We start from the raw sequence: 12,103 nt of genomic DNA, 5'->3' as shown, positions 1-12,103 counted from the left end.
TGCGATTTAAGATGTGCTACTATAGCCTCTATTGAGTTTACAACTGTACTTTTATTATCTGCAAACTCATTATCTGTAAACCGATAACGATGCCATTGTTAAATATAATTACTAAAGGGAAAGGTCTATGAGCACTGTCTGGGATAGTGTGCAGCTTGCACGACACGCCAAGCGTCCATTATTTATGGACTATGTTAATCAGCTGTTTACCGAATTTGATGAGTTGCATGGCGACCGTGCTTATGCCGATGACAAAGCCATACTTGGAGGTTTGGCTCGTTTTGACGGTCAACCTGTGATGGTAATTGGTCAGCATCGTGGTCGCAGTACTCGCGAGCGTATTGCTCATAACTTTGGTATGGCCAATCCTGAAGGTTATCGTAAAGTTATTCGTTTGGTCAAAATGGCTGAGCGTTTTAATATTCCGGTGATGACCTTTGTAGATACCCAGGGTGCATATCCTGGCATCGGTGCAGAAGAGCGTGGACAAGCGCAAGCCATTGCAGAGAGTATCGCAGTATTTTCTAGCCTAAAAGTACCTATCATTGTTACGATTATCGGTGAAGGTGGTTCAGGTGGCGCATTAGCCATCGGTGTGGGTGATAAAGTAAACATGCTGCAAAACAGTATTTACTCAGTTATCTCTCCTGAAGGGTGTGCGTCTATCTTATGGAAGACGGCTGAAAAAGCACAAGATGCTAGTGAAGCATTGAAATTAAACGCCATCAACCTATATCAAATGGGCTTAATTGATGCTGTCATTGAAGAGGGCGAAGGTGCTCACGTGCAACCGCAGCCAGTCATGACTGCACTAAAAGCACTTATTGCTGAACAGTTAGATGAACTTAAAGATCTAGATGCGCATGAACGTTGTGAGCTACGTTATGAAAAGCTAAAAACGTTTAACTCTGAAGTGATGTTGCCTGCTTAATAATCTAATACTGTACCAACCTAATATTAAACGTCACGAATACGTGGCTTTTCATATTAGAGTCTGAGTCTTAGTGCTAAAATAAAAACGTGTCATTTAATGGCGCGTTTTTTTGTGGCTGTTAGGGCGTGTCTTCAATTCACTCGATAGTCATCTAAATGGGCTAAAAATGGCTAAATCTTGCCAAACATCGGCAAATAGTTGGTTAATATCCCGATATTATCTGTACTATTTTTCTTGTTTGACGACAATTTATCTCATTTTTATCACCATTTTTAAAATGAAGACACGCCTTAGTATATAAAGTACCTAACGTAGTCTAGAAATTAACGTAGGTGCTAATTTATTAGTATGACTGTTAACGTATCAATATATAACCACTCAATAAATAAGGCTGACTATGACCAGCAGTGCAATCCTTTCTTACTCTATTGAGCCAATCGCTGAATTACCCGCTGATGATAAGCTAGCCGAAGCGTTATTGAGCAGTTTGGCTGAGTATGGTGAACAGCTGCACGGTCGACGACTTTGGCTAGCATGTAGTGGTGGGCGTGACTCACTGGCATTAGCAGCATTATGTGTGCAGCTCTATCAACAAGAGAAATTGCCATTTTTACCGCAGCTCTTACATGTAAATCACGGTCTGCAAGCGGATAGTAACGCTTGGGCATTACATGTCGCTGATTGGGCAGCGGCTCAAACGATACCGTGTCATATATTACGTGCGCAAGTGAACGGTCATGACGAGCAGGCGGCACGGCAAGCTCGCTATGACGTCATGCGCGCACATATCAATCAAGGTGATGTTTTGCTACTGGGCCATCATGCTGACGACCAAGCAGAGACCGTATTGATGCGATTGATTCAAGGCGCTGGCGTGAATGGTCTATCGGGCATGCAGCCGTGGCGCGTACAAAGGCAAGGCGGGCAGCACAATATACTATGGCGGCCTTGGCTAACTATTCAGCGTGCCCGTATTAGCGCCTATGCTCAGCGTCTACAACTGCCTTATATTGATGATCCAACCAATGACACAGGCGATAACGTGCGTAGTGGGTTACGCCGTGACATCATGCCAGTATTGGCGAGATATAACCCCAATGTCGTTGATAATATTGCTCGTAGCGCACAGCTACTGAGTGAAGCTCAGGCAAGTGTCAGGGCACAAGCAGCTGCAGATTTGCAGCAGACAGCGGTTGCTTCATTACAGTTGCGATCAGCTCAGCAAGTCTTAAATATTGATGAATTGCACAAACTACCACTGTATCGCCAACGCCAATTATTACATTATTGGCTAGGTCAAGATGAGCCATTACCGCCGGCTAAGCAGCTCGTAGATGATGCATTACTTCTAAGTCAACGTGATGATCATGATCATCAAACGGAACTTTTTTGGCAAGGTCGTCAGCAGTCTTATACTATCCGTCGTTATCGGCAGCAGCTTTATCGTCTAAGCAATGAGTGGCTGACTTGGCTGAAATTGCCACTTATTGAACAGAGGCGAATACTAACTCAAAGACCTTCTCCTGATATCGCTGTTGAGCCACACGACTTCATTACTTTGCGTAGTAGTCAACGTGCTATCTGGCAGTTGCAGATTCCGACGGATGCGTTGGTGCGATTTTTACTAGACGATGAGGAAGGTGAAGCAGTACACGATACAGTATCTCCTATCTTACAAATCGCCCCATTGCACCGCAATCAACGCCTGAAGACAGCGCTGGCATCGCGTCCACAATCTGGCAAGAAGCTTTATCAAACACTGGGCATCCCATTATGGCTGCGTGAAAGTTTGATCGTGGTTAGTATTATTTGGCCAAATGAAAAAGATGAGCTGCCTATAGAATTACCCTTGTTACTAGTCTCTCCTTTTGATAGCTGGGCATTGAGCAGTGACAATCTAAGCAATAAGTATTCGAGTATTGCAGATAAAGTTATCCAGTTGTCTAAACTTGTGAAAAGCAGTGTGAATATAAAAGAGATGCTGTAGGAATGCGACAAAAATTGTTCTAAATATGGGATGAAGGTCTTTCAATTTATTGAGTTTTTTAGAGTCTGCTTCCTATACTGACTTGTTCAATTTATCAAACAGCCCTAGTGGCAGTATGGTAAACTGAATGTCATTTTGCATAAGCTTATGTTAGTTTGAGTATCTTTGAATTTTTGAGCAGGAGACACATATGTCAGTATTAGATAATAAAAAAATCAGTTTTATCGGCGGCGGAAACATGGCACAAGCGCTTATTAGCGGGCTTGTGGGCTGCGGCATCAAACCAAACCTAGTCACAGTCGCTGATCCTAGCAGCGATGCACGTGAGCAATTATCTGCCAAAGGTCTAAACACTGTTGATCCAATGGCTGATCCTAAATCTGCTGTGATCGATGCTGATATCGTGGTACTAGCAGTAAAACCACAGATGATGAAAGTGGTCGTGAGTGCCTTTGCAGATGTATTAGACACTCAATTAGTCATTTCAGTAGCGGCAGGCTTGTCGACTGATCTTTTGTCAAATATGCTAGGCGGCTATAGCAATATCGTTCGTGCGATGCCAAACACGCCTTCTATGATTCAAATGGGTGCTACTGGCCTTTATGGTACAGCTAATATCTCAGCAGAACAAAAAGAATTGGCAACTGCTGTTATGGAAGCCTCAGGTTTGGTCATGTGGGTCGAAAACGAAGAGCAGATGCATGCTGTAACAGCGGTATCAGGTTCAGCGCCAGCTTACATGTTTTACTTCCTCGAATCGATGATTGATGGTGCAGTGGCGTTAGGGTTAGACAAAGAACAAGCTTCAGCACTTGCTATGCAAACCATGATAGGTGCTGCGAAAATGGCGATGAACAGTGATGACACGCCTGCTGAACTACGCCGCAAGGTTACCTCACCGAATGGCACGACCCAAGCTGCGGTTGAGTCAATGCAAGCCAATGAAATTGGTCGTCAAATCAGCGAAGCCATGAAAGCCTGCTCTGATCGCAGCCAAGCGCTTAGTGAAGAGATGAGTAAATAGTTAGACAACACCCAACAATACGATTGCTGGTGTCCAGATTATTGTAATCTACAAATTGTCGTACTCACACCGTATCCAATTTATAGAGGGTTGACTATACTAAGCATCTGATAATGACATTCGTCATCCTCTAACCTGTTAATAACGTCACATTGAGTAGCACTTCATGAACAACATGTTATTTCAAATCTTTGATTTGGTCACCACCTTTGCAATGATGTTGGTGTTTATTCGCTTTATGCTACAGTTTGCAGGTATGGATGCGAGCAATCCAATGATAGCCCCTGCTTATAAAGCGACCCATATTGTCGATGTTTTTGGACGTATTTTTCCAACGGTTGGTCAAGGTCGTATCAGTATTGCAGCAATTGTACTGATGTTTTTGATTCGTCTGATTGATATCTCTGGAAAGGCAGCACTGACCCATAAAGGCATTGCACCCGTACCGTTATTTTTCACTGGTACTGTCAGTTTGGTTTTAGATTTTTTGCGTATGTGTCGCTACTTGGTTATTGGTTCAATTATCGTCAGCTGGATTGTCGTGTTTACGCAATCTCAGCACCCAGTTATCGGTATTATTATGAATCTTGCGGAGCCAATCTTGGAGCCGTTTCGCCGTATCACGCCAAACATGGGTATGCTTGACTTATCACCGATGATAGCCTTTGTTGCTTTTATTCTGCTAGAGATGTTTATTGGCGGTTTGGCAGCGAGCTTCTTGCCGATGTTAGGCTAAGCCAAGTTTCTTAAGCTAAAAGCTACATTGTCGAAAATACAATACATAAAAAAAGGCGCTCTATAAGACATAGATCGCCTTTTTTTGTCACTGATAAAAGTCATCAGTATATAAAGACATTAATCAGTTGCAATCAGATGAAACGATTGGGTATCAGTTGGGCGCGAGCATTGTCAGGGTGCGGCGTATCAGCAGCACGCAGTGTTTGGGTAATCCAGCTATCGGCTGCCTTGACTGCATCAACAAGTAAATCTCCCATTGCTAAGCGTCCAGCGATAAAGCTGGCTAGTGAGCAGCCTGAGCCGTGAAATTCGCCTTCTAGACGCGGCAAAATGCTTTGGTGTACCATTTCACCTTTTATATATAGATACTGCTCAATATCACCGCTATCAAAGTCATGTGACGTTTTTACCAATACGGCATGGGTACCTTGCGCACACAGTTTTTGTGCGCTGATGTGCAAGTCCTGCTCACCGCTTAATGCACGTAGCTCATGCGTATTTGGCGTGATTAAGGTTGCGTAGGGGATAAGTGCTTTAAATGCAGCCACCAAGGTTTGCTCATCACCTAGGCTGCCACCGCTATTGGCGACCAATACTGGGTCCAATACAAAAGGTGTCTCAGCAGCGATAACCTGCTCAGCAAACAATTGGGTCAACATCGCGATATTATCAGTCGTACCAAGCATACCTGATTTGATGACGCTAACAGGCAGATCATCGAGCACCGCTGTGGCTTGGTTCTTCACCAAGCTAGCGGCACAAGCCTCAAAGCTAAATACCTGTTGCGAATTTTGTACGGTGATTGCAGTACAGGCAATGGCGGCATGAGCACCTGCTTGGCCAACGGCTTCAATATCGGCTTGTAATCCAGCACCACCGGAGGGATCCAATCCTGAAAAGCAAAGAACCACTGGTCGCATAACACTTCCTTTGATGTATTTAAAATATGAATAACAAATACTATAGCCATCCACTGCTGAAAAAGCCATAGTAAGTGAAAGATTGCATAGTTGAGTTCAAATAATTTCGATACAATGAAACCGAGTGCAAGTTATACATTAGTATGGTTAGAGAGGATGAAGATGTAGCGGATTGATATGGATTGGACTATATATTGAAAATTAATACATCGATCAAATGTATCGATAAATAGTAAATGAGCACATATTGATTGGCTCAGACCTCGTTTTTGCTGATTTTAGAGATGCTTTAGTCGTTAAAAAGGGTATAAGGCAATATAAACAAATAAATATCATAAAAATTGCATTAAATAGCTAGACAATGCTTGCAATTATTTTTGGTTTTGCTATAATCATCGCCCACGGGATAAGACGTATTATCAGCAATAATACTATTTTTTAGAACTTAAAAAGTCTTACGTCGTTTGGTGAAGTGGGTGAGTGGCTGAAACCAGTTCCCTGCTAAGGAACCATACGTTTGCGCGTATCGAGGGTTCGAATCCCTCCTTCACCTCCATTTATAGTGTTGTTTTTAGAGTAGCATCGCAAAAGTTAGTTGTTAGTCTTTATAAGTTAAAAATTAATTTTATTTTAATGAATAAAGATGTTGACACAAGCGATATTATCTATATAATGACCAACCTAATTTACTGTAATTGTTATTAACAACGCAGTGGATGATGTGCAAAATACGCGCCTGTAGCTCAGTTGGATAGAGCACTTGGCTACGAACTAAGGGGTCGGGAGTTCGAATCTCTCCAGGCGCACCATTTGCATACTAGCTTATTTTAAGCTAAAAAATTAAATCAATCGCCTGTCTTATGACAATTTGGCGATTTTTTTATGTCTATTACTTTTGTCTTAATACTTCCTGCCGTGATTACATGCTTGACCAGATAGCATCTGAGGATAATGTACGATACAACCGTGAATTACGGTACAATGGAGCCATTATTCACTGCTTGCTATGAGCTTGTACCATGTCAAAAAGTTTATCTAAACGCACATCTAAAGCAACCACAAAATCAAAGCCTCAACGTAATGCTCCTATGCAGAAAATACCTGATGAAGAGCCAACGATCGCTAAGCCTACCACACGTGTCGTGGCGGTACTCTACGACGGCATGTTGATTTTGGCATTGTTGTTTCTAGTGGGAACGATGTTGACCGTGATTGGCACATTGCTGACCATGAATACAGGTACAGACTCTTCTCAGGCACAGTCGTTGCCCACTTGGTATCAGAACGTCATTATGACGCCGTCATTTGTACTGACACTAGTGGCGTTCTATGGGTTGTTTTGGCGTCGTGGTGGGCAGACATTAGGTATGCAAACTTGGCGATTAAAAACCGTGAATAACTCAGGTCATTTATTGACATGGGGACAGTCATTTAAGCGTATTTTGGCGGCATGTTTGATGCCATTACTGTTTGGTATTATTGGTAGCTTAATCGGTGGGTCACGTGCGATATTATTGACCAGCGCCTTATTAGGCTGGGTTTTTAATTACGCCTTTTGTTTGTTTAATCGTCGCGGCTTAGCAGTGCAAGATATGTTATCTAATACCATAACCCTAAAAATGCCAAAAGTCGCACACGAAGGGTTATGGCGTGGTTTTAGAAACCGCAAGCAGTCACAAAATAAACCTTAATATATAACCATGATATATATAGCTACGTATGACTTATTATGTATGGATATGTGCGAGCAATCACGTCAACACTTTATAAATTGACGGTTTGAATCAGCCATCCGGTATAGCCCACAAAAAATAGCATTAACATGGCACCAGAGGTTCGTCCAAATGGTCGATTGGTGACAAAAGCAAATCCACAAAGTACCACTAGTAATACCGTAATCAGGCCCATGGCCATCACGTCACGTGAAAAAATCACTGGGTTCACGGTGATAGGGGCAATGACGGTTGCCAAGCCAACCACGGCAAGGGTATTAAAAATATTAGAACCAATAATATTGCCCAGTGCCATGTCATGTTCACCTTTACGAGCGGCAGACAAGCTCGATACCAGCTCAGGTAATGAGGTGCCGACTGCAACAATCGTCAATCCAATGACCAACTCACTCAGTCCCCAAAATGTTGCGACCTCAACTGCGCCCCAAACAATGGCTCTTGAACTGGCAACCAACATCAACATGCCCAAAAATAAACTGCCCAAGCCTCTTATTACACTCGGTTCTTCATGGTTTGTACTCGCATCATCTTCTGTTATGACATCGTCATCATGTTCATGATTGCCTTCTCGAACGCTCAATACGATTTGAGTGGCCAATACTAATACCAATAATACCAATAGTACGATACCATCCGCTTGGCTGAGTGAGCCGTCACGCAGCTGCCATGCTGCAACAGCCGTAATCATCAGCAATATAGGCAAGTCACGCTTGACGATGGCCTTACGGATGATAATGGGGCTTATTATTACGGTTGCACCCAGTACCAACGCAATATTAATAATATTAGAGCCATAAGCATTACCAAGTGCCAACTCAGGGCTGCCTTCTAACGCTGCTAGTACCGATACCACCATCTCAGGTGCTGATGTACCAATACCCAAAATAAGCACACCAATTAAAAAACTGGGTACTCGAAATTTTTGTGCCAAGGCTGTTGCGCCATCAATAAAAACATCAGCGCTCCAAACCAAAATTGCTAGACCAATCAAAATTGCAATGACTGCCAACCACATTTAGATAACTCCTTCGTTAGGGATAAAAATAGATATTGGGTTTTGAATAAGCTTACATCATATAAAAATGGCATAAAAAAAAGCTGAATCACAATCTGGATTCAGCTTCGATATAAGTACAAGTATTTTAATGGGATTTTGACAACTACAGCAACTGTATGATTAGGTATTTACTCATACTTTATGTAACAAGCTTTTAAGTAATTTCCTTAAGCAATGTTCTTAAGCCACTTGTACAGGAATGATGTTTGCTGTGTCTTTTACGGTGTTGTCTTCATTACAGTAGACCAGTTTTGGCTGATAAGTTTCGGCTTCAACCTCATCAAAATGAGCATAGGCACAAATAATCACGATATCGCCCAAATCGGCCATATGAGCAGCAGCGCCATTCAATGAGATGATGCCTGAACCTGCTTCAGCACGAATCGCATAAGTGCGAAACCGTTTGCCATTGGTAACGTTATAGATATCGATAGATTCATTTTCGCGCAGACCTGCAAGGTCTAATAAATCGCCATCAATACCGCAAGAGCCTTCATAATGAAGCTCTGCATGTGTGACGCGGGCACGGTGCAATTTGCATTTAAGCATATTAAGTAGCATGGATTGCTTCCTTAGCGTGATGAAAGTAATAAGTTAATGGGGGCAAATCTACCCAAAAAAAAGGTAGTATTACCCAAACCCGTAGCTGAATGAACAGTTGTGGGTAAGTTGTTGATTAACTGGACAGAATTGGGATCAAAATACATCTGCCAGAATAGGCGGTATCATACCGTGTTATTCGGGTAGTTTGAAACCGTTTATCTGAGAACGCGCGCGTTCAATATCGCCATCTAGCAGTAATGGTAGTGCTTCGAAAGCAGCCGTTAAGGCGCTATCGATACCAATTTGCTCATCAGGAGAGGCTTTTGAAAGGACATGTCCACTAACTTTAGATTTATGACCAGGATGACCAATACCCACGCGTAGACGATGAAAATCGCTACCAATATGCGGCGTAATATCACGCAAGCCATTGTGACCACCGTGGCCACCACCTGTTTTTAGTTTAATGCTGCCAGCAGGAATATCGAGCTCGTCATGAGCAATGAGCAACTGATCATTATCAATGCCATAAAAATTCACCATCGGCACAACCGACTCACCAGACTTATTCATAAAGGTGAGAGGCATCAATAAGCGCACATCATGCCCATGAATTTGCCCGCGTCCTGTGACACCATGGAATTTTTTGTCAGGGCTCAGGTCAATATTGAACTGCTGGGCCAAATGATGGACGAACCAAAATCCTGCATTATGACGCGTAAACATATACTGCTGACCAGGATTACCAAGACCGACAATAAGCTTTATGGCCATAAAAACATCCTGCTTGAGTTTAATAAATGAGTGGTAAGGCTTGCGTATCAAAGTATCGAATTATAGACGTATCGAATAAAGAATATTACTTTTATACCCAAACCGTACTTACAAAAACAGCAGGAGATATTCATCACCTGCTGTTTTTTTGACTAAGCGCACCAGTAACTATATAACAAACGATAGGTCGCTATATAGAGTTTGGTTATTACTCGCCGTCTTTCTTGTCTTCAGACTGTTCAGTAGCAGGTACTTCAGCTGCGTCAACTTCTTCAGCATCTGCATCAACTTCTTCAACTGTCGGTGGTAGCATGTTAGCGATAGTACGGTCATGGCCGTCTTCTAGCTCAAGCTCGTTGATAACAACGCCTTCAGGAAGTTTGATGTCTGATAAACGAAGCAAATCACCGATTTCCATACCAGATACGTCTATTTCTAGATACTCAGGTAGTAGTGATGGAATGCAAGAGATTTCGATATCAGATACTAGCGTTGACAAAACACCAGCTTTTGCTGTGCCTGGCGCTTCTTCTTTACCAGCAAAATGAACAGGAACGTTCATAGTGATTTTTTGACCTTTCACAACGCGCTGGAAATCAGCATGCATTGGAAAGCCTTTAGCTGGATGACGTTGCAAGTCTTTGATAACTGCTTGATGCTCTACGCCGTCAACATTGATAGTCAAGATGTGTGAGAAGAACGCTTCAAATTCAAGCGATTTTACCAACTCGTTGATTTTGATAGAGATAGAGGTAGGCTCTTCGTTGCCACCATAGATAATAGCAGGAACTAGATTCTGCTTACGTAGGCGGCGGCTCGCACCTTTACCTTGTTGTTCAGCAGAACGATCAACTGCGTTTAGCTCAAAATGGTTAATGCTCATGGATATAATCCTATAAAAAGAATGATGAAGTGTCTGGTCATAAAAAAGTGGATTTGCGACCAATCCACTAATACGTGATGATAGCTAAGCATTGTCAGTGATAGTTACTACCAAAAACTCTACGCTTAGCCATTTGCTTGTCATAACGATTTTTATGATAATTATTATCACGGTTGTCGTTACTTCACAGCATGATCAGCACTTTCGATAATACCAACCTGATTGAATAAAACAAACGGGCGGCACAGGCGCGCATTATACGTGATTTTGTAGTAATAATAAAGACCTACGAAAAAGGGCTGTGTAAAATTATTAAGCAAAAAATAGCGCCAAGTAATGAAACTTGACGCTATTTTTATGACGAGCACCACTGTTAAGTGTTAGCCATCAAACATTGCACTAATAGATTCTTCGTTATTGATACGGCGTAGACTTTCAGCCAGCATTGGCGCGATGCTTACTTGGCGAATTTTGCTACATGCTTTTGCCGCATCAGACAATGGAATCGTATCAGTCACAACCAGCTCATCTAACGCAGATTCGCTGATGTTTTTCAATGCATTACCAGATAGAACAGGGTGAGTAATGTAAGCTAACACGCGACGTGCACCGTTTGCTTTCAATGCTTCAGCGGCTTTACATAGTGTACCTGCAGTATCAACCATATCATCAACAATCACGCAATCACGGTCGCGAACGTCGCCGATGATGTGCATTACTTGTGATTCGTTGGCACGAGCACGGCGCTTATCAATAATTGCCATGTCGGTATCACCCAACTGCTTGGCCATGGCGCGTGCACGCACAACACCACCAACATCAGGTGAAACAACCATAATGTTGTCATAATCTTGTTTTTGTAGGTCATTCAATAGCACAGGCGTGCCGTAGATGTTGTCTACAGGAATATCGAAGAAGCCTTGAATTTGATCTGAGTGCAAATCAACAGTCATTACGCGGTCAATACTGACGATGTTTAGCATATCAGCGACGACTTTAGCAGAGATAGGTACACGAGCTGAGCGTGGACGACGATCTTGACGCGCATAACCGAAATAAGGCATGACAGCTGTGATGCGACCAGCACTAGAGCGACGCAAGGCGTCAGCCATCATCATGATTTCCATCAAGTTGTCATTGGTCGGTGCACAAGTAGGCTGCATGATAAACACGTCTTTACCGCGCACGTGCTCTTTGATTTCCACGGCAATTTCGCCATCAGAAAAACGCGTGATGTCAGCTTTACCAAGAGGTATGTGAAGATGATCGGCTACGGTTTTTGCTAATTCTGGGTGGGCATTGCCCGTAAAAATCGCCAAATAAGGCATGACAGAAGTCCTATTGATTGACTCAAGCAGAGACCGCTAAGCAGTGTCAAACTGCTCAAATTCAGAAAAGAGTGGTGAAAAGTTTTGATGACTACTATTACAGTAAAAAATGGCAGGGGTAGCTGGACTCGAACCAACGGATGTCAGGATCAAAACCTGATGCCTTACCAACTTGGCTATAC

At 42.7% G+C, this 12,103-nt stretch carries 11 protein-coding genes and 2 tRNA genes; 7 read left to right on the top strand and 6 right to left on the bottom strand.

The features are described 5' to 3' along the window. Positions 1-127 precede the first annotated feature (127 nt). The 4 genes from AAEY75_RS04350 (at position 128) to AAEY75_RS04335 (ending at position 4,681) form a co-directional block, all read left to right on the top strand. Entirely contained in the window at positions 128-931 is an 804-nt protein-coding gene (locus AAEY75_RS04350; RefSeq protein ID WP_352258643.1) for an acetyl-CoA carboxylase carboxyltransferase subunit alpha, read from the top strand. 400 nt (positions 932-1,331) lie between these two features. Further along, positions 1,332-2,921, top strand: a complete 1,590-nt coding sequence (gene tilS, locus AAEY75_RS04345) for a tRNA lysidine(34) synthetase TilS (protein ID WP_352258641.1) — start codon at positions 1,332-1,334, stop codon at positions 2,919-2,921. 190 nt (positions 2,922-3,111) lie between these two features. Further along, entirely contained in the window at positions 3,112-3,945 is an 834-nt protein-coding gene (gene proC, locus AAEY75_RS04340; protein WP_352258639.1) for a pyrroline-5-carboxylate reductase, read from the top strand. 166 nt (positions 3,946-4,111) lie between these two features. Continuing rightward, positions 4,112-4,681 carry a YggT family protein gene (locus tag AAEY75_RS04335; protein WP_352258637.1) on the top strand — a complete coding sequence of 190 codons (570 nt, stop codon included), beginning with the start codon at positions 4,112-4,114 and terminating at the stop codon, positions 4,679-4,681. Positions 4,682-4,814: 133 nt separating this feature from the next. On the opposite strand, the gene AAEY75_RS04330 is transcribed toward AAEY75_RS04335, so the two are convergent. Then, positions 4,815-5,603: a hydroxymethylpyrimidine/phosphomethylpyrimidine kinase gene (locus AAEY75_RS04330; RefSeq protein WP_352258635.1), complete on the bottom strand. Its 789-nt coding sequence runs from the start codon at positions 5,601-5,603 to the stop codon at positions 4,815-4,817. 466 nt (positions 5,604-6,069) lie between these two features. On the opposite strand from AAEY75_RS04330, the gene AAEY75_RS04325 reads away from it, so the two are divergent. The 3 genes from AAEY75_RS04325 (at position 6,070) to AAEY75_RS04315 (ending at position 7,294) form a co-directional block, all read left to right on the top strand. Next, a tRNA-Ser gene (locus tag AAEY75_RS04325) sits at positions 6,070-6,159 on the top strand. A gap of 176 nt (positions 6,160-6,335) precedes the next feature. Next, positions 6,336-6,412 (top strand) — tRNA-Arg (locus tag AAEY75_RS04320). A gap of 210 nt (positions 6,413-6,622) precedes the next feature. Further along, entirely contained in the window at positions 6,623-7,294 is a 672-nt protein-coding gene (locus tag AAEY75_RS04315) for an RDD family protein (RefSeq protein ID WP_197215643.1), read from the top strand. A gap of 73 nt (positions 7,295-7,367) precedes the next feature. Here the strand turns inward: AAEY75_RS04315 and AAEY75_RS04310 are convergent, their stop codons facing one another. From AAEY75_RS04310 to AAEY75_RS04290, 5 genes are all read right to left on the bottom strand, one after another. Further along, entirely contained in the window at positions 7,368-8,351 is a 984-nt protein-coding gene (locus AAEY75_RS04310) for a calcium/sodium antiporter (RefSeq protein ID WP_197215644.1), read from the bottom strand. 222 nt (positions 8,352-8,573) lie between these two features. Beyond that, positions 8,574-8,954 (bottom strand): aspartate 1-decarboxylase, encoded by a 381-nt coding sequence (gene panD / locus AAEY75_RS04305; protein ID WP_025651868.1) that lies wholly within the window; start codon positions 8,952-8,954, stop codon positions 8,574-8,576. A 174-nt stretch (positions 8,955-9,128) separates the two neighbouring features. Then, positions 9,129-9,710 (bottom strand): aminoacyl-tRNA hydrolase, encoded by a 582-nt coding sequence (gene pth / locus AAEY75_RS04300; protein WP_110921951.1) that lies wholly within the window; start codon positions 9,708-9,710, stop codon positions 9,129-9,131. A gap of 208 nt (positions 9,711-9,918) precedes the next feature. After that, the gene (locus tag AAEY75_RS04295; protein ID WP_110921950.1) at positions 9,919-10,593 is read right to left on the bottom strand and encodes a 50S ribosomal protein L25/general stress protein Ctc; all 675 of its coding nucleotides are present in this window, start codon (positions 10,591-10,593) and stop codon (positions 9,919-9,921) included. Between the two features lie 380 nt (positions 10,594-10,973). Next, positions 10,974-11,921 carry a ribose-phosphate pyrophosphokinase gene (locus AAEY75_RS04290; protein WP_110921948.1) on the bottom strand — a complete coding sequence of 316 codons (948 nt, stop codon included), beginning with the start codon at positions 11,919-11,921 and terminating at the stop codon, positions 10,974-10,976. Between the last annotated feature and the right edge of the window lie 182 nt (positions 11,922-12,103).

Origin of the sequence: Psychrobacter sp. TB55-MNA-CIBAN-0194, from assembly GCF_040309505.1 — a bacterium.
GTDB lineage: Bacteria > Pseudomonadota > Gammaproteobacteria > Pseudomonadales > Moraxellaceae > Psychrobacter > Psychrobacter fozii.
Note: the sequence above shows the minus strand (reverse complement) of the source record. Positions and strands in the feature narration are given on the sequence as shown.

Bases quoted from the DNA above. Each gene is read 5' to 3' on its own strand.
- AAEY75_RS04350 (WP_352258643.1), top strand. From the start codon at position 128: ATGAGCACTGTCTGGGATAGTGTGCAGCTTGCACGACACGCCAAGCGT.
- tilS (WP_352258641.1), top strand. From the start codon at position 1,332: ATGACCAGCAGTGCAATCCTTTCTTACTCTATTGAGCCAATCGCTGAA.
- proC (WP_352258639.1), top strand. From the start codon at position 3,112: ATGTCAGTATTAGATAATAAAAAAATCAGTTTTATCGGCGGCGGAAAC.
- AAEY75_RS04335 (WP_352258637.1), top strand. From the start codon at position 4,112: ATGAACAACATGTTATTTCAAATCTTTGATTTGGTCACCACCTTTGCA.
- AAEY75_RS04330 (WP_352258635.1), bottom strand. From the start codon at position 5,603: ATGCGACCAGTGGTTCTTTGCTTTTCAGGATTGGATCCCTCCGGTGGT.
- AAEY75_RS04315 (WP_197215643.1), top strand. From the start codon at position 6,623: ATGTCAAAAAGTTTATCTAAACGCACATCTAAAGCAACCACAAAATCA.
- AAEY75_RS04310 (WP_197215644.1), bottom strand. From the start codon at position 8,351: ATGTGGTTGGCAGTCATTGCAATTTTGATTGGTCTAGCAATTTTGGTT.
- panD (WP_025651868.1), bottom strand. From the start codon at position 8,954: ATGCTACTTAATATGCTTAAATGCAAATTGCACCGTGCCCGCGTCACA.
- pth (WP_110921951.1), bottom strand. From the start codon at position 9,710: ATGGCCATAAAGCTTATTGTCGGTCTTGGTAATCCTGGTCAGCAGTAT.
- AAEY75_RS04295 (WP_110921950.1), bottom strand. From the start codon at position 10,593: ATGAGCATTAACCATTTTGAGCTAAACGCAGTTGATCGTTCTGCTGAA.
- AAEY75_RS04290 (WP_110921948.1), bottom strand. From the start codon at position 11,921: ATGCCTTATTTGGCGATTTTTACGGGCAATGCCCACCCAGAATTAGCA.